Annotated in this window: 26 protein-coding genes; 19 read left to right on the forward strand and 7 right to left on the reverse strand. The window is 67.0% G+C overall.

Going from position 1 to position 18634, the window contains the following annotated elements; all coding sequences use genetic code 11:
- Positions 1-14: 14 nt before the first annotated feature.
- The 9 genes from WAS25_RS05435 to WAS25_RS05475 all read left to right on the forward strand — a co-directional run bounded on the left by WAS25_RS05435 (position 15) and on the right by WAS25_RS05475 (position 6602).
- Entirely contained in the window at positions 15-935 is a 921-nt protein-coding gene (locus WAS25_RS05435) for a PP2C family protein-serine/threonine phosphatase (RefSeq protein WP_422310501.1), read from the forward strand.
- The gene (gene rdgC, locus WAS25_RS05440; protein WP_422310502.1) at positions 932-1543 is read left to right on the forward strand and encodes a recombination-associated protein RdgC; all 612 of its coding nucleotides are present in this window, start codon (positions 932-934) and stop codon (positions 1541-1543) included. The genes WAS25_RS05435 and rdgC overlap by 4 nt, the downstream gene beginning before the upstream one ends.
- 1 nt (position 1544) lies before the next feature.
- Complete coding sequence (locus WAS25_RS05445; protein ID WP_422310503.1) at positions 1545-2093, forward strand: hypothetical protein; 549 nt, start codon at positions 1545-1547, stop codon at positions 2091-2093.
- Positions 2081-3745 (forward strand): N-acetylmuramoyl-L-alanine amidase family protein, encoded by a 1665-nt coding sequence (locus WAS25_RS05450; protein ID WP_422310504.1) that lies wholly within the window; start codon positions 2081-2083, stop codon positions 3743-3745. Before WAS25_RS05445 ends, WAS25_RS05450 begins: the two co-directional genes overlap by 13 nt.
- A gap of 19 nt (positions 3746-3764) precedes the next feature.
- Positions 3765-4178 carry a hypothetical protein gene (locus WAS25_RS05455; protein ID WP_422310505.1) on the forward strand — a complete coding sequence of 138 codons (414 nt, stop codon included), beginning with the start codon at positions 3765-3767 and terminating at the stop codon, positions 4176-4178.
- Positions 4179-4259: 81 nt separating this feature from the next.
- Positions 4260-4757 carry a 5-(carboxyamino)imidazole ribonucleotide mutase gene (gene purE / locus WAS25_RS05460; protein ID WP_422310506.1) on the forward strand — a complete coding sequence of 166 codons (498 nt, stop codon included), beginning with the start codon at positions 4260-4262 and terminating at the stop codon, positions 4755-4757.
- 10 nt (positions 4758-4767) lie between these two features.
- Positions 4768-5244, forward strand: coding sequence for a MogA/MoaB family molybdenum cofactor biosynthesis protein (locus WAS25_RS05465; RefSeq protein WP_422310507.1), 477 nt, complete (start codon positions 4768-4770; stop codon positions 5242-5244).
- Positions 5241-5456, forward strand: a complete 216-nt coding sequence (locus WAS25_RS05470) for a hypothetical protein (protein WP_422310508.1) — start codon at positions 5241-5243, stop codon at positions 5454-5456. Before WAS25_RS05465 ends, WAS25_RS05470 begins: the two co-directional genes overlap by 4 nt.
- Positions 5457-5540: 84 nt before the next feature.
- Entirely contained in the window at positions 5541-6602 is a 1062-nt protein-coding gene (locus WAS25_RS05475) for a PLP-dependent cysteine synthase family protein (RefSeq protein WP_422310509.1), read from the forward strand.
- A gap of 3 nt (positions 6603-6605) precedes the next feature.
- Here WAS25_RS05475 and WAS25_RS05480 read toward each other — a convergent pair whose 3' ends face one another.
- A complete protein-coding gene (locus WAS25_RS05480; protein ID WP_422310510.1) occupies positions 6606-7349 on the reverse strand; it encodes a hypothetical protein in 744 nt (247 codons plus the stop codon).
- A 43-nt stretch (positions 7350-7392) separates the two neighbouring features.
- Between WAS25_RS05480 and WAS25_RS05485 the strand changes: the two genes are divergently transcribed.
- The 6 genes from WAS25_RS05485 (at position 7393) to WAS25_RS05510 (ending at position 11834) form a co-directional block, all read left to right on the forward strand.
- A complete protein-coding gene (locus WAS25_RS05485; RefSeq protein ID WP_422310511.1) occupies positions 7393-7905 on the forward strand; it encodes a YqgE/AlgH family protein in 513 nt (170 codons plus the stop codon).
- Between the two features lie 131 nt (positions 7906-8036).
- On the forward strand, positions 8037-9359 hold the full coding sequence (locus tag WAS25_RS05490; RefSeq protein WP_422310512.1) for an ammonium transporter: 1323 nt from the start codon (positions 8037-8039) through the stop codon (positions 9357-9359).
- 12 nt (positions 9360-9371) lie between these two features.
- Positions 9372-9713 carry a P-II family nitrogen regulator gene (locus WAS25_RS05495; protein WP_291199528.1) on the forward strand — a complete coding sequence of 114 codons (342 nt, stop codon included), beginning with the start codon at positions 9372-9374 and terminating at the stop codon, positions 9711-9713.
- Positions 9714-9822: 109 nt separating this feature from the next.
- Positions 9823-10029: a dodecin gene (locus WAS25_RS05500; RefSeq protein ID WP_422310513.1), complete on the forward strand. Its 207-nt coding sequence runs from the start codon at positions 9823-9825 to the stop codon at positions 10027-10029.
- Positions 10030-10086: 57 nt separating this feature from the next.
- Complete coding sequence (locus WAS25_RS05505) at positions 10087-11496, forward strand: cryptochrome/photolyase family protein (protein ID WP_422310514.1); 1410 nt, start codon at positions 10087-10089, stop codon at positions 11494-11496.
- Between the two features lie 56 nt (positions 11497-11552).
- Entirely contained in the window at positions 11553-11834 is a 282-nt protein-coding gene (locus WAS25_RS05510; RefSeq protein WP_422310515.1) for a 2Fe-2S iron-sulfur cluster-binding protein, read from the forward strand.
- Here the strand turns inward: WAS25_RS05510 and recR are convergent.
- The 4 genes from recR to WAS25_RS05530 are packed head-to-tail and all read right to left on the reverse strand — an operon-like array spanning position 11831 to position 14175.
- Entirely contained in the window at positions 11831-12433 is a 603-nt protein-coding gene (gene recR, locus WAS25_RS05515) for a recombination mediator RecR (protein ID WP_422310516.1), read from the reverse strand. The two genes, WAS25_RS05510 and recR, sit on opposite strands and share 4 nt — an antisense overlap.
- 4 nt (positions 12434-12437) lie before the next feature.
- Entirely contained in the window at positions 12438-12740 is a 303-nt protein-coding gene (locus tag WAS25_RS05520) for a YbaB/EbfC family nucleoid-associated protein (protein ID WP_422310517.1), read from the reverse strand.
- A gap of 2 nt (positions 12741-12742) precedes the next feature.
- On the reverse strand, positions 12743-13261 hold the full coding sequence (locus WAS25_RS05525; RefSeq protein ID WP_422310518.1) for a DUF2062 domain-containing protein: 519 nt from the start codon (positions 13259-13261) through the stop codon (positions 12743-12745).
- Complete coding sequence (locus WAS25_RS05530) at positions 13258-14175, reverse strand: thiamine-phosphate kinase (RefSeq protein ID WP_422310519.1); 918 nt, start codon at positions 14173-14175, stop codon at positions 13258-13260. Before WAS25_RS05530 ends, WAS25_RS05525 begins: the two co-directional genes overlap by 4 nt.
- 135 nt (positions 14176-14310) lie before the next feature.
- Between WAS25_RS05530 and WAS25_RS05535 the strand changes: the two genes are divergently transcribed.
- The gene (locus tag WAS25_RS05535) at positions 14311-14565 is read left to right on the forward strand and encodes a ferredoxin (protein WP_422310520.1); all 255 of its coding nucleotides are present in this window, start codon (positions 14311-14313) and stop codon (positions 14563-14565) included.
- 84 nt (positions 14566-14649) lie between these two features.
- Here WAS25_RS05535 and WAS25_RS05540 read toward each other — a convergent pair whose 3' ends face one another.
- On the reverse strand, positions 14650-15111 hold the full coding sequence (locus WAS25_RS05540; RefSeq protein WP_422310521.1) for a chemotaxis protein CheX: 462 nt from the start codon (positions 15109-15111) through the stop codon (positions 14650-14652).
- Positions 15112-15230: 119 nt separating this feature from the next.
- On the opposite strand from WAS25_RS05540, the gene WAS25_RS05545 reads away from it, so the two are divergent.
- The 3 genes from WAS25_RS05545 to WAS25_RS05555 are packed head-to-tail and all read left to right on the forward strand — an operon-like array spanning position 15231 to position 18038.
- Positions 15231-15680 (forward strand): GatB/YqeY domain-containing protein, encoded by a 450-nt coding sequence (locus WAS25_RS05545; protein ID WP_422310522.1) that lies wholly within the window; start codon positions 15231-15233, stop codon positions 15678-15680.
- A 46-nt stretch (positions 15681-15726) separates the two neighbouring features.
- Positions 15727-17565 carry a proline--tRNA ligase gene (gene proS / locus WAS25_RS05550; RefSeq protein WP_422310523.1) on the forward strand — a complete coding sequence of 613 codons (1839 nt, stop codon included), beginning with the start codon at positions 15727-15729 and terminating at the stop codon, positions 17563-17565.
- Positions 17565-18038, forward strand: coding sequence for a hypothetical protein (locus tag WAS25_RS05555; protein WP_422310524.1), 474 nt, complete (start codon positions 17565-17567; stop codon positions 18036-18038). The genes proS and WAS25_RS05555 overlap by 1 nt, the downstream gene beginning before the upstream one ends.
- Positions 18039-18113: 75 nt before the next feature.
- On the opposite strand, the gene ndk is transcribed toward WAS25_RS05555, so the two are convergent.
- Positions 18114-18533: a nucleoside-diphosphate kinase gene (gene ndk, locus WAS25_RS05560; protein ID WP_422310525.1), complete on the reverse strand. Its 420-nt coding sequence runs from the start codon at positions 18531-18533 to the stop codon at positions 18114-18116.
- Between the last annotated feature and the right edge of the window lie 101 nt (positions 18534-18634).

Below are 18634 nucleotides of genomic sequence, written 5' to 3' on the forward strand. Positions count from 1 at the left end.
GGCCAGCTACCATCATGCTCATCGACTACGCCGCCATCACCCATCCGGGCAAAGTCCGGAAAAACAACGAAGATGCCTACCTGCTGAGTGCCATTGATGGTGATGAGCCAATCATCAATGGGCCGGCCAGGTCTCTCAAGGTGGGAGACTCGGGACTCCTGGTGGCCGTGGCCGATGGCATGGGCGGTGCCGCCGCTGGCGAAGTGGCGAGCCGGGAAGGGCTGGCTGCGGTGTCGCTGTTCTTGTTCGGGCATTGGGGCCGCCTCGCTTCGACCAAGGACCGCGAAAGCGCGCTCCTGGAAGCCCTCGAGACGGCTGTGGAGAAGGCCAGCGATGCCGTCCTGCGCTACTCGGACGACGACCGCACGGCACGGGGAATGGGCTCCACGCTCACCGCTGCGGTCATCTGGAACGGCAGCGCCTATGTGGCCCAGATCGGCGATTCGAGGGCCTACCTGCTGCGGCAGGGTGTGCTGCACCAGATCACCGAGGACCAGACGCTGGTCAACGACCTGGTTGCGCAGGGCAGTCTGACGCGGGAGCAGGCTCGCACGCACCCGCAGCGGAACATGATCACCCAGGCCCTTGGGTCGCCTCAGCCGCTCCGGGTGGTCCTCTCGCGGCTCGCACTCCGGCGGGGAGATCGTCTGCTCTGCTGCTCCGATGGTTTGCATGGAGAGGTCACTGATCCGCAGATCCAGGAGTTGCTGAACCAGGGGCTCAGCCCCCGGCGCAGCCTCGAACTGCTTGTGGATGAGGCACTCGCGCACGGTGGCCGCGACAACATCACGGGCGCGCTCCTCACCCTCAATGATCCCGGCCTGCCACTGCCCAAGCCGGGGGAGGCCCTTGAGCTGGTCCATCCCACTGCGAACCCTCGCGGTCGAGGACTCTGGGATCGGTTCCGCAGGTTAATCGGAGGCGGTGCCCCATGAGCATCCTACAGGGGACCGTGTCCCTCAAACGCTTTCTGGTGCTCGGCCCCGTGCCCGACGAGAAGGACCTCCAGGCGGGGCTGGAGCAAGACCAGTTCCGCCCCTTCCAGGATGGGCTCGAAGAGGAGCGCATGGGCTGGTGTGACTGGCGGAATCCGCTCATCACACCTCCTGATGAAAACTGGGTCAGCCAGGAGCGCTTCGCCGTCTTCGGCCTGCGCATCGACACCCGCCGCGTGCCGCCGGCGTTGCTGAAGGCCCATGTGGACCTGCGCCTGCAGAGCCTGCAGAAGGAGAAGGATCTGGCCTTCATCGGCAAGGAAGCTCGCATCTCCCTGGCGGACGAGGTGAAGGTCGAGCTGCTGCGCAAGGTGCTGCCCACGCCCAAGGTGGTGGAGGTGGCCTGGGATCTGAAGGGCGGTATCCTCTGGACCACGGCCTCGTCCAGCAAGGCCCAAAGCGCGCTGACGACGCTATTCATCAAGTCCTTCGGCTGCGAGGTACATCCCCTGGCCCCCCTCGTGCTATCCGGAAGGCTCTGCCCGGACCTGTCCGTGGAAGCCCTGATGGCGCTGGATCCGCTGGATCTCGAACTCGAGGAGGCCTGAGGTGAAGCCTCTTGAACTCATGGAACAAGGGCGCTTCCTGGGTGAGGAGTTCCTGCTCTGGCTCTGGATGCGCAGCATGACCGAGGGCGGTGCCAGCGGCGAGGACGGCGACGGTTCGGGCTGCTTCGTGGACGACGCCATCCAGCTGGTGTCCGAGCGGGGCGAAGTGAAGGAGATCTCCCTCCGCAAAGGCAACCCATCCGAGTGCCGGGAGGCCTTCGAGGCCCTCGGGCGGGGCATGCGCCCGGCCAAGGTGAAGCTGCGGATCCTCTCCGGTGACCTGGAGTGGGTGTTCACCCTCAATGCCGCCACTTTGGATATGGGCACCCTGAAGCTGCCACCCAGCACCGGCAAGGCGCCCCACGAGCGGCTCCATGACCGCATTTTCCTGCTGGAGGAAGGCGCGGGACACCTGGAGCGGCGGCTGAAGGGGTTCCTGCGTGAGCGAGTCGAGGACCCAGAAGGACTCCAGGAGGCCATGCGCAGCTGGGTCCGTGCCGGGCGCACGGGCGAGGCATTGCCCACGGGCGAGGCCCCGTGGGAGGCCTGAAGCTGCTTTGTCTTCCAGCGCTGCTCGCTTTTCCCGCGGCGCAGGAGCCTGCACCCGCGCTGGCTCATGCCCGCACGCCGGATGACCGGCCCATCCTCCTTCGCCTGCAGTTCCGTAAGGGACTCAGCGTGGAAGGGAAGGCGCTTCCCCGCGCCTTCCTGGGCAAAGGGGTGGATGCCAGTGGCTGGGTGCCCTTCGAAAGCCTCAGCCCCGAGGGCAAGCGCTGGGCCCTGGCGGCGCTGTTTCCCGAGGACCAGTGGCGCCAGGACGAGGTCCGGCACCGGATCCGCCATCCTGACCTGGAATCGGTCTGGACCATGGCTGCGCTGTTCACGGGCCACGGGCAGAACTACGACAAGGTGATGGCCGCGAATCCCGACCTTCCGGAGAAGCTGCAGGAGGGCGACGTCTGGCGGATTCCCCGGAGTCTGCTGTCGGTGGACCTGGGCGGTACGGGCAAGGGGCCCGACCGTACCCAGCCCGAGGATGACCTGGATGACGAAGCGCGGGTGGCGGCCTACCGGGCCCTCTTGTCCTTCGGCGAGGATGCCGAAGGCAGGTACGCGGCCTACCGCATGCGCAAGGGGGAGGCGCTCTACTCCAGCGTCGTGATCCGCTACACGGACCGCGTGGATCCCAAAGGCGTGAACGAACTGGCGGACCGCATCGCCAAGCGCACCGGCATCACCGACGTGCGGGGCATCCAGCCGGGCCAGCTCATCAAGATCCCCGTGGCCTTCCTGGCGGATCCCTTCCAGGCCGAGGGCAGTTCCCAGCTGGCCGGGGAACGGGAGGTCCGCGCTGAAGTCCGCCGGACCATTCGCGTGGAGGCGGGACCCAAGCTCAAGGGCGTGAGAATCATCCTGGACGCGGGCCATGGCGGCGTCGATATCGGCGCCCGGGCCAACGGCCTGTGGGAGTCCGATTTCGTCTACGACATCGCCATGCGGGTGAGGCGCCTCCTGGAGCAGGAGACCGACGCCCAGGTGAGCAGCACCATCCGGTATCCGAGCCTGGGATTCCAGAGCCGCGATGAGATCCGAACCCCCACTCGCGCCGCGGAGATCCTCACCACGCCGCCCTTCCCGGTGGATGGCGAGAGCCCCTCGGCCGTGAGCGTGCACCTCCGCTGGGTGCTGGCCAACGACCTCTTCGCCGCCTTCCGCAGAGCCAAGGGAGACACCCAGAAGACCCTGTTCCTGAGCTTTCACGCGGACAGCCTCCACCCCTCGGCCCGCGGTTCGATGGTCTATGTGCCGAGCGCGGCGCTGGTTCCCAACACGTTCAGCCTGGGCGGGGCCAAGACCGGCCGGGTGGCGGAGGCGAGGCGCTCGGCCCATGTCGCCTTCACCAGCCGGGAGAAGCTGCAGGGGGAGGCTCGCAGTCGCCAGTTCTCCGAGGCCCTGATGAAGGCCCTCCACAAGGAACGCATTCCCGTCCATGCCAACCGCCCCATCCGCAACGTGATCTACCGGAATGGCGGGAAGTGGGTGCCGGCCGTCCTCCGCTACAGCAGCAGCGCCACCAAGGCCCTCATCGAAGTGGCCAACCTCACGAACGAGGATGATGCCGCCAGCCTGAGGGATCCCGAATTCCGGGAGCGCTATGCCGCGGCAGTGGTGAATGCCATCCGGGCGTACTATCGGAAGTAGGGGTTCGCCGGGAGGTCCCATGCGGTGCCTGGTGGTTGCGTTGCTGGTGATGGTCGGCTTGGGTTGCCGGAAACCCGAGCCCTCGCCGCCACCCCGGGCCAGGCTCATCGTGCGGTTCCTGGACCGGGATGCGGTGCTGGAGCTGGCTGCCGTACCCGCCGAGGGCCCTTGGCGCCTCATGAACGCGGGCCTGTGGGAACCCCTCGACATCCGCTGGAAGCCGGGGGCCCCGCCCATCGGCGCTGCCGTGGTGGGTCGCACGGCACCGGACTGGGTGCTGCTGGAGGATCCAGCCCAGGAGACCCACCGCGTCGTCATGCGCGGCCCGGGCCCTGAGGAGTTGGCCTCCCGCAATGAGCGCATGGACCCCACCGAACGGGATGCCCTGGCCCTGCTGGGCGTGCTGTGGGTGCTGAGCTGGGTGCGGCGCTAGCACGTCGCCAGGCGAGGCCCCCTCCGTTAGAATGGCCCTTCTCTGATCTGTCCCCTGGCCCCACCCACTTTCGAGGCATCCATGACGACGACTCCCCTGGTGGGCATCCTGATGGGCTCCAAAAACGACTGGGAGACCATGCAGCACACGGCCCTCACCCTGAAGGCCCTGGGCATTCCCTGTGAGGCCCACGTGGCCAGCGCGCACCGGACGCCGGAGAAAGTGGTGGCGTTCTGTCAGGGCGCCGAAGCGCGGGGCATCAAGGTGATCATCGCGGCCGCGGGCGGAGCCGCCCATCTGGCGGGCGTCTGCGCCAGCAAGACCCACCTGCCGGTGCTGGGCGTGCCCATGAAGGGCTGGGCCACAGAGGGCATAGACGCGTTGCTTTCCACGGTGCAGATGCCCTCGGGCATTCCGGTCGGGACCCTGGCCATCGGCAAGGCTGGTGCGATCAACGCCGCCCTGCTGGCCACGTCCATCCTGGCCACGGGGGATGCCGACATCCGAGCGCGGTACCTCGCCTACCGCCAGGCTCAGACCGAGAAGGCCCTGGCTGACGATGATCTCGTGCTGCCCTGACATGGAGCGCGTGCACCTCGTCACCCTGTCGGACCGCGCCTCCCGCGGTGAGTACCAGGACCAGTCCACCCCGTTGCTCAGCTCCTGGCTGAAGGGGCAGGGCGTGAAGGCGGTGACTTCCTCCCTGATGCCGGACGAGCCCCACTTGCTGGAGCAGGACCTTCATCGCGCCGTGGCGGCCGGTACGCCCCTGGTCCTCACCTGCGGGGGCACGGGCTTCGGGTCCCGGGACACGACCCCGGAAGCCACCCGCCGCGTCATTGAGCGCGAGGCGCCCGGCATCTGCGAGTTGATCCGCGCCAAGGGCGGCCATCCGCTGGCCTTCGCCAGCCGGGCCGTGTGCGGGATCGCCGGGAAGACCGTGATCCTCAACCTGTCGGGCCGCCCCGCCGCGGCCCTGGAGCAGATCCAGCTGGCCTGGCCCCTGCTGACCCATGCGGTGGCCGTCCTCCGCAGGGAGGGCGAGGCCGGGGGGCCCTGCACATGAAGGTCTGGGCCCGAATCAACCACGTGGGCTGGGTCCACCTCTGGCGCCTGCGCGAGGACTATGATGCAGCGCAGCCCTCGGCTCACTTCCTGAACGGACGCACCGACCCGCGGTGGCTTGAGATGGCCCTGACACCGGAGCAGCGTTCCGGTCTGGAGACCGGGGAGTTGGTTGAAGTCGAAGACCCCGGCTATTTCCAGGATGAAGGGTAGGCGGTCGGTCCTGCCTTGCGCTGGTCAGCCTCCCATCGGGTGGTCTGTGAGATCGTGGATGGGTAAACCTGCTGAGGCCATGGCATGAATGGAATCCAACCCACCCTCCACCACCTGAGCCGCCTGGTGGGGCGAACCCCCCTGCTGGCCCTGGACCTCCGTTACCGCGGGGAAGCTCGGCGCATCTACGCCAAGGCTGAAAACTTCAATTTCACCGGGAGCATCAAGGACCGGATGGCCCTGCACATCCTGCGGCAGGCCCACGACAGCGGCGTCCTCAAGCCGGGGGCACCCATCGCTGAGGCCACCAGCGGCAACACCGGCATCTCCTTCTCGGCCCTGGGCCGGGCGCTCGGCCACCCCGTCACCATCTTCATGCCCGACTGGATGAGCCAGGAGCGCAAGGACCTGATCCGGTCCTTTGGAGCGGAGGTGCGCCTAGTGAGCTCTGGTGAGGGCGGCTTCCTGGGCTCCATCCGGCTCAGCGAGGCCTGGGCCGAGGCGATGCCCGGCGCCTTCCTGCCCTGCCAGTTCGCCAACGATGCCAACGTGGAGGCCCACGCCACCACGACTGGTCCCGAGATCTGGGCCCAGCTGGCCTCAGTGGGGCTGAAGCCCCAGGCCTTCGTGGCGGGTGTGGGCACCGGCGGCACCGTCATGGGCGTGGCCCGGTTCCTCAAGGGCATGGATGCTTCGATCCGGATCCACCCGGTTGAGCCCGCCAACTCTCCTACGCTGCACACGGGACACAAGGTGGGCAAGCACCGCATCCAGGGCATCTCCGATGAATTCATTCCCGCCATCGTGAAGCTGGACCAGCTGGACGACATCCTGGCCGTGGACGATGGGGATGCCATCCTCATGGCCCAGAAGCTGGCGAACCGGGGTCTCGGGGTGGGCATCAGCAGCGGCGCGAACTTCCTGGCGGCCCTGCAGGCCCAGGACCGGCTGGACCGAAACGCCGTCGTGGTGACGGTCTTCAGCGACAGCAACAAGAAGTACCTGTCCACAGACCTGATGAGGGAAGAGCCGGTCAAGGCGGGCTTCCTCAGCCCCCAGGTCGAGCTGCTGGGAATCGCGCAGGCCATCCGGGTCTGCGAAGTCTGTGTCCAGGGTGGAGTCATCGCACCGGTCTGCGGCTGCTGAAGCTCAGGCGCCTTCCACAGGCTGGCCAGAAGCCTCCAGCCGCTGGTACAGGGCGAGGAGGGCACCGCTGAGCCAGAGGTTGAGGGTTCCGCCCAGCAGGTTGAAGCACCAGAAGGCCGGGTGCCTCAGGCGCACCAGGGCGCCTGGCCCAAGGTCCGGGTCCATCGCGGGGAGCAGGCGGTCCAGGGCCCAGCTGGCCGCCATCTGGTAGGCCATCGCCACCAGCATCATGGCCAGCACAGCCTGGATGACGCGCGGCCAGTTCCGGACCATGGTGGCCTGGCTCCACTTCAGGGCGGCCAGCAGGCCCTCGCCGCGAAGCAGCATCCGCATCGGAGCCCATCCGAACAAGGTGAGGATCAGGATGCCCGGGATCAGGAACAGGAGCAGACCCAGTCCGATGGCCACGCTGATGACCAGACGGGCGAGGAAGGTCCGCAACCAGCGGCCATCGAAGGCCTCGCGCCAACCTCCGAGGGAATTGGCGGCATCGTTGCGGGTCTCGGCATCCAGCTGGGCCTGCAGGCGGGGGATGAAATACATCTCCAGGGGCAGCAGCCCGGCGAACCCGAAGACGGCCTGGAGGATCAGGCTGGGTCCCACCCCTGCGGCCAGCTCCAGGGCCGGGCCCAACTGGGCCAGGAACATGGCCATGACGGCGAGCCCGAGGACCAGCCAGGGGTGGCGCTTGAGCAGCTTGAGCCCTTCCGCAAGGGCGCCCAGGTGGGAAGGTGGGGGCGTACGCATCCCTCCAGCCTAGCTGGTGCGGTGGGCTATCATCATCGGCATCATGTCGTACGAAGCTCCCTGCCTCCTGGTGGCCAGCCCCGCGCTCCTGGATCCGAACTTCCTGCATACCGTGGTGCTGATCGTGGAGCACGACGAGGAGGGGGCTCTGGGGCTGATCCTCAACCGGCCGCTACCCCTGGCCCTGGCGCAGGTCTGCGCCGAGGGCGACATGGCCTACCTCGGCTCCGAGGAAGCCACGGCCTGGCGGGGTGGTCCGGTGGATCCCCAGCGGGGCATCCTCCTGGTGCAGGGCGGGCTCCCCGAGGAGGAGGACACGGTGGTGGACCTCACCCACTTCGTGAGCCACCGCAAGGACCTGCTGGAGACCTTGCTGGGGGATCCGATCACGCGGTATCGGCTCTTCCTGGGCTATGCCGGCTGGAGTCCCGGCCAGCTGGACCAGGAGCTGGAGATGGGCGCCTGGACCCGCCGGCCAGTGGTCTCCGAGTGGCTGCTCCATCCCGATCCCACAGGCCTCTGGCAGGTGGCGCTGGGCAGCGAAGCTGGCGGGTGACGGCGGTTATGGACTCATCAGAAATGTAAATGGACGGGTCATAACTGGGGCGTCGAAACGGGCCCTCGGGATAGGATTTTTTTATACCCCGTCCGCCCGTTGAAATCACGAGCCCTGTTCCGGAGGACCCGATGACCTGGAAGCGCATCCTCTCTCTCCTCTTGGTGCTTGGTGCGGGGCTTCCCCTCAGCGCCCAGGCGACCGGTCCGGTGAACGACTCCGGGGCCACGGCCTGGATGCTCACGTCCACCACCCTGGTGCTGCTGATGGTGCCGGGCCTGGCGATGTTCTACGGCGGTCTGGTCCGCACCAAGAACGTCCTCGGCACGATGATGCACTCCTTCGCGGCCATGGCCGTCGTGGGTGTGCTCTGGACCGTGGTGGGCTATTCCCTCAGTTTCGGACCCAATGCCCTTGGCGGCCTCATCGGCTGGAGCCGGGGCCTGGTGCTGCTGCGGAGCATCGACCATACGATCCTGCCGGCCGGCGTGCCGGAGTATGCCTTCGCGATGTTCCAGGGCAAGTTCGCCATCATCACGCCTGCCCTCATCGCCGGGGCCGTGGCGGAGCGGATCTCGTTCCGGGGCTGGGTGGCCTTCATCACGCTCTGGGTGCTCTTCGTCTACTGCCCGCTCTGCCACTGGGTCTGGGCGCCGGACGGCTACTTCTTCAACCTGGGCGCCAAGGGCGCCATCGACTTCGCCGGTGGCACGGTGGTGCACATCTCCTCCGGTGCCGCGGGGCTTGCCCTCGCGCTGTTCCTCGGAGTGCGCCACGGCTATCCCAAGACGGCCATGGCCCCCAACAACCTCACCTTCACCCTCATCGGTGCGGGCCTGCTGTGGGTGGGCTGGTTCGGCTTCAATGCGGGCTCATCCATCGCCTCCAACCTGGAGACGGCGCGGGCCCTCACGGTCACCCAGGTGGCGGCGGCTTCAGGCGCCCTCACCTGGGTGCTCATCGAAACGATCAGGGATGACAAGCCCACCAGCCTGGGCATGGCCTCGGGCATCCTGGCGGGGCTGGTGGTCATCACCCCCGCCGCCGGCGTGGTGCAAGTGGGCGGCGCCATCGTGCTGGGCGCCATCGCGGCCTGCGCCTGCTTTGGCATGATCCTCCTGAAGAACCGCCTGGGCTATGACGACTCCCTGGACGCCTTCGGCATCCACGGCACCGGCGGCATCGTCGGCGCCCTGGGCCTCACCTTCTTCATCCGTGATTCCTGGTGGGCGGAGGCTGCGGCCAAATCGCCGGGCTGGGGCATCCTTTCCCAGCTCAAGGTGCAGGCCTTCGCCGTGGGCGCCACGATTCTCTTCTCGGTCTGCATGACGCTGCTCATCGCCTTCCTGGTGGAAAAGCTCGTGGGCTTCCGCGTGGCTGAGTCGGTGGAGAAGACCGGCCTCGACCATGAGATCCACGGCGAACGGGCCTACGGCCTGAACAACCTGAACTGACCGGAGGCCGCGATGAAGCTCATCACCGCCATCATTCCCGAAGAGAAGCTCGACGAGGTCCGCGAGGCCCTGATCGAGGCGGAGATCGAACGCATCACCGTCCTGCGCGTCAGCGGCCACGGCCGCCAGCAGGAGATCGTGGTGCAGCGGGGCAAGAAGGTCGTGCCCAACCTGATTCCCAAGGTGCAGATCACCATCGCCTGCAACGATGCCTTCGAGGACATCACCGTGGACACCATCATTCGCACGGCCCGCCACGGCGGGGGCGAGGTGGGCGACGGCAAGATCTTCGTCCAGGATCTGAAGGAGTGCATCCGCATCCGCACTGGCGAGCGGGGCGGCCAGGCCATCTGAGTCCGAGGTGCCCTGGCCTGGGTCTCAGGGCCGGGAATCATTGTTTTCCAAAATTGGGCCTATGAATTCCCGGTCCGTTGCGCCAACAATCAGCAGAAAGGAGAATCCCATGTCCGGCATCTACAAGAAGGTCGAGATCGTTGGCACCTCCCCCGTCAGCTTCGCCGAGGCGGTAAAGCAGGCTGTGGACGAGGCGGGGAAGTCCATCCGCCACATGGCCTGGTTCGAGGTGGTGGAACAGCGCGGCCGCATCCAGGACGGGCAGGTCGCCGAGTTCCAGGTCACGATCCGGATCGGGTTCAAGCTCGAGCGCTGAGCGTCCCGTCCAGGTTTGCACCGGATTTCCCTCGCACGACCCGGGTAGCCTCAAGCCATGCGGTCCATCGTCTGGTTCCGGGGTAAGGATCTAAGGGTGGCGGACCACGGGCCGCTCACCGAGGCTGCCGCTGCGGGCGAGGTGATTCCGGTCTTCGTGCTGGATCCCTTCTTCTTTGCGCCGGAGCGGGCCCGGGAGCTGCCCCACCGCCTGCAGTTCCTGCTGGACTCGCTGCGGGCGCTGGAGGCCAACCTGGCGCACCTGGGCTCCCGCCTGCTGGTGGTGCGGGGGCGCAGCGTGGAGGTGCTGCCCCGTCTGGCTGCACGGTGGCGGGTGGACCAGGTGCTGGCCCACCGCTGGGTGGAACCCTTCGGCCGGGAGCGGGACCGTCGGGTTGGCGAGGCACTGGCTCGGGAGGGCATCGACTTCCGCCTCTTCGAAGGGGAGACCCTGCTGCCACCGGGCTCTGTGCGGAATGGGCAGGGCGCCATGTTCCGGGTGTTCACGCCCTTCGCCAGGTCCGCCGGTGCCCGGCTGGAGCTCGGGCCCGCGCTGCCCGCGCCACGGGCGCTGCCGCCCCTGCCCGAGGGTCTCACGCTGGAGGCAGTACCGATCCCGACCGTGGCGGAACTGGGCTTGCCCATGAACCCGAACCTGCAGACAGGTGGAGAAAAGGTCGCGCGGGCCCGACTGAAGGCCTTCATGAGCGGCCCCATCGCCGACTATGAAACGGGCCGCGACCGCATGGACCGGCCCGGCACCTCGCGGTTGAGCGCCGACCTGAAGTTCGGAACACTGTCGGTACGGACGGTCTGGCAGGCTGCGTCGGCAGCCGGGGCCGGCACATCCGGCCAGCGCTTCCTCGGTGAGCTCCTCTGGCGCGAGTTTAGCCACCACCTGCTCTGGGAGTGGCCGCACTTGCTGGAGCGGCCCTTCCGTGAGGGGTTCACAGGCTTCCCTTGGCGGGTCGATGGAGCCGATTGGCGCGCCTGGGCGGAAGGCCGCACGGGCTACCCCGTGGTGGATGCCGCCGCCCGGCAGCTGCTGGCCGAGGGTTTCGTCCACAACCGCGCCCGCATGGTGGCCGCGAGCTTCCTCACGAAGCACCTGCTGCTGGACTACCGCCAGGGCGAGGCCCACTACCTGAAGTGGCTCACGGATGGCGACTGGGCCCAGAACAGCGCCGGGTGGCAGTGGAGCGCGGGCTGCGGCTGTGATGCCCAGCCATGGTTCCGCATCTTCAATCCCGTCTCCCAGGGGCTGAAGTTCGATCCGGAGGGCGCCTATGTGAAGCGCTGGCTGCCCGAACTGACTGACTGCCCCACGGCGTTCATCCACGAGCCATGGAAGCTGCCCCGGGCCCAGCGGGTCCGCCTCGACTACCCGGATCCCATCGTGGATCACGCCCTGGCTCGGGAGCGCTTCCTGGCGATCGCGAAAGGGCATCTGGGCCGCGGTACGGCCTGATAGAGTGGACGGAGGATTGTTCTATTCCTTCTACTTTAATGACTTATGGGTAGCCCATGCACACCATCCAATTCGACGGCAAGACACCTGGCGCCGCGGAATGCGACCGAGAGACGGCCCTGCTCGCCGCCAGCGCCAAGGCGAACGTGCCCCTGAACCACCGCTGCGGAGGGCATGCGCGCTGCGGCACCTGCCTCGTCACCGTCGTGGAGGGGGCCGAGCATCTCAGCGAGAAGGGGGCGGCAGAAACCCGGGTGCTCCTCGCCCTCAAGGCCAACCCGGACCAGCGCCTCGCCTGCCAGACCTGGGCCCGGGGCGACGTCAGCGTCAAATACTAGGATCCGACGACCCGCCGGCCCTCCATGGCGCGATCCAGCGTGAGCTCATCGGCGTATTCGAGGTCGCTGCCGATCGGCAGGCCCAGCCCGATGCGCGTGGTGCGGATGCCGATGGGTTCCAGCAGCCGGGCCAGCCAGCTGGCGGTGGCCTCGCCATCCACGGTGGGATTGGTGGCGAGGATGACCTCCTGGATGGCGTGGTCCTCCAGGCGCCTCAGCAGCTCGCGGATGCGCAGCTGATCCGGACCCACCCCCCGCAAGGGTGAGATAAGGCCGCCCAGGACGTGGTAGCGGCCCCGGAAGTGGCCGCTGCGCTCGAAGCTGAGCACGTTGGAGGCTTCGGCCACGATGACCAGGCTGGCCGGATCCCGACGGGGATCCAGGCAGATGGGGCAGGTGGGCTGGTCCGTGAAGGCGCCGCAGATCCCGCAGAAACCCACCTTATCGGCGGCCTGCTGCAGCTGGTGGGCCAGGTGGGCCATGGCTTCGGGGCCCTCCTTCAGCAGGTGCAGGGCCATGCGCTGGGCGGATTTCGCCCCCACGCCCGGCAGCTTCTGGAGGCTCTCGACCACGGCCTCGAGGGGGGGCGGCAGTCTCATCCTTTCAAAGTCCCAGGCCCGGCAGGTTGAGGCCCGCGCCCATACCGCCCATCTGCTTCTTCATGGCCTCGTCGACCTTGGTGGTGGCATCGCGGAAGGCCGCCAGCAGGAGGTCTTCCAGCATGGAGGGATCCTCGGGATCCATGGCGTCCTTGGCGATGGAGAGGCCCATCAGCTCCTTGGAGCCGTTGAGGGTGACCTTCACCAGCTCGCCGCCGGCGGTGCCCTCGATGCGCAGGTTGGCCTGGGTTTCCGCCAGCTTCGCCTGCATCTGCTGGGCCTGTTTCATCAGAAAACGCATGTCCATGGTCAATCTCCAGAAGGGGGGACGGGGAGGGGTTTGGGGCAGCGCAACCGGTGGGCCAGCCGCAGCATCAGGAAATATCCCACGGGAATGGCCACAGCACTGAGCACGAAGCCGCCCAGCAGGTAGGGGGCGAGGATGGGCTTGAGCATGGTGGCCGCGGCATCGAAGCCCTGGCGGGAGGTGAAACTCTGCCAGCCGATGCTCTTCCAGTCCACGCCGCTCAGGTCGAGGTGGAGGCCACGACCCAGCAACAGGTTGCCGAAGAAGGTCGAGGCCGTGGCGATCGGCACCATGGTCCAAGGATTGTTGGTGAAGGCACCCAGAAATGTGAGAGGACGGTGGAGCTTCCTCACCAGGGCACAGGAGATGAGCACCAGACCTGTGTGGGTTCCCAGCAGGGGGTTCCAGGCGATGCAGAGCCCCAGGGCGAAGCTCCAGGCCAGGTGGTGGGGCTCGAGGCTGGGGTCCGCGAGGAACCGCTTGGTACGCGCCCAGATGTGCGTCTTGTCCTGGTGGGTCATGGGCGTCCGAAGTGGTCGAAGCTGAAGTCCGGCAAGGGGCGGAGTGCCCCTTCATCATAGGTCAGGAGAGGGGCATTCCCCCTCGGCAGGACCTTCCCCACGGGAACCAGGGACAGACCCAGCCTGGCTTCGAGCTCCGCCTGGTCCAGGGAGCTGCCGAAGCAGCGGGCATAGTCCTCGCCACCGCGAAGCGCGTCTTCGTTCAGGCCCTGGTCCAAGATGATGCTGAGTCCCGAGGCCTCGGCCAGGTTCCGCAGGTCCCGGCTGAGGCCGTCCGACAGGTCCAGGCAGGCATGGACCTCGGGAATCTGGGCCAGGCTCAGTCCCAACCCCAGGTTGGGCCTGGGTGCCAGGTGGGCCGCCAGTTCGGGGTCCGGGTTTGCCGGATCCCAGCGCTGTCCGGCCTGGAGCTTCCGCAGGCCCCGCAGGCTGGCGCCGGGGCGCTGGTCCGTGAAGATCCCGTCGCCGGGCTGCAGGCCATCCCGCCGGAGCCAGCGGGGCGCGAAGCCGAAGGCCGTGAGACCGAGGCCGAGGCCCACGGGCCGTCCCACCGTGTCGCCCCCCAGGACCCGGACTCCAGTCTCCCGGCTGACAGCCGCCAGACTTGCCAGGAAGATGTCGAGCCAAGGTGCCGCCACCTCCGGGCCCAAGGCCAGGGTCAAGGTGTAGCCGAAAGGGCGGGCCCCGGAGGCGTCCAGATCCGACAGGTTCACCGCCAGCAGCTTGCGGGCCAGCAGTTCCGGCGGATGCCAATCCAGGCGGAAGTGCTGGCCGGATTCCATCAGGTCCGTCGTCACCAGCAGGGTCTGCCCAGGGGGTGTTGGGGGAAGGGCTCCGCAATCGTCCAGGAGCTCCCCCCCCCCGGGCAGCAAATCCCGGATCCGGGCAAGGATTCCCGACTCCATCAGGGGCATGAGAGGACCTCCGTCACACTTCCAGTCTCCCATGGCCCAGGAGGCCAGGCGACGCTTGGTCCCGGGCCTTGGCGATGCTAGCTTGGTTGGGTCCGCCCATGCCGGGCCACCTACTTGAATCGCGAGGAGACGACCATGGCCATCACCAAAGTCTGGATCGAAGAAGGCTGCATCGTGTGCAACGCCTGCGAGGCCGAGTGCCCCGACGTGTTCCACGTCACCGACACCAGCTGCAACATCAACGGCTCGGTCCGCAAGGATGGCGTGGACAGTGAGAACCGCGAGGAGATGAGCGAGCTGAACGATGACATCCAGTCTGCCCAGGAGGCCGCCATCGAGGCCGCTGCCGCCAGCTGCCCCGTGGAAGTCATCAAGTTCGACAAGGTCTAAGCCCGAACGGCTTCGCCATTCAGGTAAGAGAAGGGCGCCTTAGGCGCCCTTCTCGCGTTCAGGGTGGCCGGCTGGAACCGGAATCTACTCCTTCAACCCGACGTTCACCTCGAACTCGCCGAACTCGGTCTTGAAGGGGATGGCGATGCAGGGGACGTCGCCGCTGCGGCTGATCTTGTGGCCCTTGCCGACCACCACCGTGGGCACGGAGATGGACAGGCTGAAGCCATCCTGGATGAGCAGCCGGCGCGCGTCGCCCACCACGATGTTGCCGATCTCGCCAACGGCGTCTTCCACGCTCTGGTCGAGGGTGGAGATCTCCTCCATGAGCATGTTGCTGGCGATGCGGCAGGCCACGGAGGCCGGGAAGCTCAGGATGATGGAACCCGAGGTGTCCCCGGTGATGCCGATGATGGCGGAGATGTCGTAGGTGGTGATGAGGTCCTCCTTCACCGACAGGCCGATCTTCTCGGCCGCGATGCTGGCCATCATCTCGAGGCTGCGGAGGGTGGACTCGATGAAGGGATTGATGAAGGCGACGTTCATGGGACCTCGGGCAATTTGACTGGCTCCTGTTTCGGCCTGGGCCTGCCCTGACATGACTTCTGGCATTGAGGGGCGGCTCCCCTGGGGGCACCATGGAGGTTCACCCCCGGAGTTGCCCCATGCTCACGCGCCTGCTGGCTGACCTGAAGACCGCCATGTTGGCCAAGGACGCTCCCCGGACCCAGGTGCTCCGCATGGCCCTGTCGGCCTATCGGAATGAGGCCGTGGCCAAGGGGCTGGGGCCCCAGGGAACCCTGGAAGCAGGCGATGCCCTGGCCGTCTTCAAGCGCCTGGTGAAGTCCCGCGAGGACAGCGTGGCCCAGTTCGAGAAGGTGGGGCAACCGGACCGGGCAGCCCAGGAGCGCTCCGAGATCGAACTGCTGAAGCCCTACCTGCCAGCCATGCTCGAGGGCCCGGCCCTGGAGGCAGCCGTGCAGGCGGCCATCACCCAGAGTGGGGCCAAGGCGAAGAAGGACATGGGTCTGGTCATGAAGGCCCTGCAGGCGGCTCACGGGGGCGCCATCGATGGCAAGGCCGCCAGCGCGCTGGTGCAGTCACTCCTCACCTGAGGCCCGTCCCAGCTTCATGGGTTAGACTTGAAGGTTCGAGGCCCCCATGAAGCAGTCGAAGCTCCTGATCCAGACCCTGCGCGAGACGCCGCGCGATGCCGATGTCGTGAGCCAGCAGCTGATGATGCGGGCCGGCATGATCCAGAAGGTGGCCGCCGGCATCTACAGCTACCTGCCGCTGGCCTTCCGGAGCATCCGCAAGTTCGAGGAGATCGTCCGCGAGGAACTGGCCAAGGATGGCTGCCAGGAACTGCTCATGCCCGCGGTGCTGCCGGCCGAGCTGTGGCAGGAGAGCGGACGCTGGAAGTTCTACGGCGACGAACTGCTCCGCTTCTGCGACCGGAAGGCTAAGGCCGAGGTGGCCGAGCGCCGCGCCCGGGGCGAAAAGCCTGACGAGCGGGAGTTCTACAACTTCTGCCTGGGGCCCACCCACGAGGAAGTGATTACGGACATCGTCCGCAAGAACGTGCGCAGCTACAAGCAGTTGCCCATGAACCTCTTCCAGATCCAGACCAAGTTCCGGGACGAGCGCCGCCCGCGCTTCGGCCTCATGCGCGGCCGCGAGTTCACGATGAAGGACGGCTACTCTTTCCATGCTGACGACGCCTGCGCGGACCGCGAGTATTGGGCCATGTTCAACGCCTACAAGCGGATCTTTTCGCGCCTGGGTGTAAAGTTCCGGCCCGTGGAAGCCGACAGCGGCGCCATCGGGGGCAGCTTCACCCACGAGTTCCACGTGCTGGCGGGCAGCGGCGAGGACGCCATCCTAAGCTGCGACGGGTGTGACTACACGTCCAACATCGAAAAGACGGAGGCGCCAGCGCTCCGCGTTGGCGCTAGCGAAGCGCCGATGGCGCTTCGCAGGGACCACTACTGCACCCCGGGCGTGGTGGGCCAGGTGGAGCAGGCCGCAGGGATGAAGGATGCGGAGCACGATGGCATGCCCATTGAGCAGACCAGCAAGTTCTTCCTTTACCGCGTCACGTTCGCCGATGGGACCACCAAGCTGGTGGGTGCCGTGCTGCGGGGCGACCACGAGGTCAATCCCGTGAAGGTGAAGAACTTCACCGGGGCCGCCGAGATGGAGCTCATGCCCCTGGAGGAGGCGGAGGCCTTCACCGGCGCCAAGACCGGGTTCATGGGGCCGGTAGGACTGACGGAGGTCCAGATTCTCGTAGACGCCAGCCTGAAGGGTGCCGTCAACCTCACCTGCGGCGCGAACCGGACGGACTACCACCACTTCGGCCTGGATCCCGTGCGCGACCTGCCCGGCTGCACCTTCACGGACCTACGCATGGCCGCCGAAGGGGATACCTGCACACGCTGCGGGAAGGGGCAATATCAGCCCTTCCGCGGCATTGAGGTGGGCCAGGTCTTCAAACTCGGCACCAAGTACTCGAAGTCCATGTCCTGCACCTTCCTCGACGAGCAGGGCAGGGAGAATCCCATGGTCATGGGCTGCTACGGCATCGGCATCACCCGGACGGTGGCCGCTGCGGTGGAACAGAACTACGATGCCGACGGTATCATCTGGCCCTGGCCCATCGCGCCCTACCAGGTGCACCTGCTCTGTCTGGATCCAGGCAGTGCCGACGTGGCCGGCGTGGCCACCCAGGTGGAGAAGGACCTCGAAGCCGCCGGGTTCGAGGTGCTCCATGACGACCGGGAGGGCCTGAGCCCCGGCGCCAAGTTCAAGGACGCGGACCTGCTGGGTTTCCCCCTGCGCATCACCGTGGGGGCCAAGGGCCTGAAGGATGGCATCGTGGAATTGCGTGACCGTCGCACCAAGGAAGTGGTCAAGCTGAAACCCGAGGCCGCCGTGGCGGAAGTCTCCGCCGCCCGCGACCGCATCATGCTGGAGTTGGAAACCGCTGGAGGGCGCTGATGGCAGAAGGCCGGGTCCACCTCACCACATTCATTGAAGGGGTGCTGGTCCATGGTCAGCAGACGCCCTTCGTTCTGCTCGTCCCCTCACCTCACAGCCCGCACCGGGGCCTGCTCATGCCGGCCCAGATCCCCTGGTCGCCGGGGTTCCTCCCCACTTCACTGCTCAACGCTCAGATCGAGGCCGCCTGGGGCATTCCCTTCCGCTTCGTCGACTCTTCGGTGCTGCCGGTGGTGTTCGATGAGCGCACCAGCCGCCTGCCCACCCCCTGGCTCCTGCGCCTGGAAGGTCTGGAAGGCCAGCAGCGCCTCTACCTCAGCCACCTCCTCCGCACCAAGGCTCCCGACGACATGCTGCCGCCCCCACCCGCCGGTGGGCAGTGGTTCAGCGACAAGGGCCTGCTGAACGCCGACCTGCTGCCCGGTGTCCGGCGCCTCTGCCAGTCCGCCCTGCAGGCAGTGGCGGAGGTCTGAGGTTTCAGTCACCTTTCGTTTGAATGAAAATCGGCGCCATTGGCGCCGATTTTCGCAGGAGTTGTGACTGGAAGTTCAGTGCTGTTCGAAGGCGTTGAAGAAGTAGCCGACCTCGAACCTGGCGCTCTCGGGCTTGTCGCTGCCGTGGGTGGCGTTGCGGCCGATGTTGGCGCCGAAGCGCTTGCGAAGGGTACCTTCGGCGGCGTTCGCGGGGTTGGTGGCGCCCATGAGGTCGCGCCAGGCCAGAATGGCGTTCTCACCCTCGAGCACAATGAGCGCCACGGGGCCTTCGGTCATGAAGGCCTCGAGCTCCGCGTAGAAGCCCTTGCCCACGTGCTCGTGATAGAAGCCCTGGCAGATGGCGGGGGTGAGGCGGGTCAGCTTCAGGCCCACGATCTTCAGCCCGCTCTGCTCGATGGCGGTGATAATCTCGCCGATGTGGCCGTCCTTGACGGCGTCGGGCTTGACGATGGCAAAGGTGCGCTCTAGGGCCATGGTGCCTCCGGAATCCAAACAATCAGTGTGCCCTGAAGGGGTAAAATCGGCAACCACGAAGGCTTGGGGCCAGTCACGGGCGCTGGGAAATGGCGCCCCAT

It is taken from the genome of Geothrix sp., from assembly GCF_049292215.1.
Classification (GTDB): Bacteria; Acidobacteriota; Holophagae; order Holophagales; family Holophagaceae; genus Geothrix.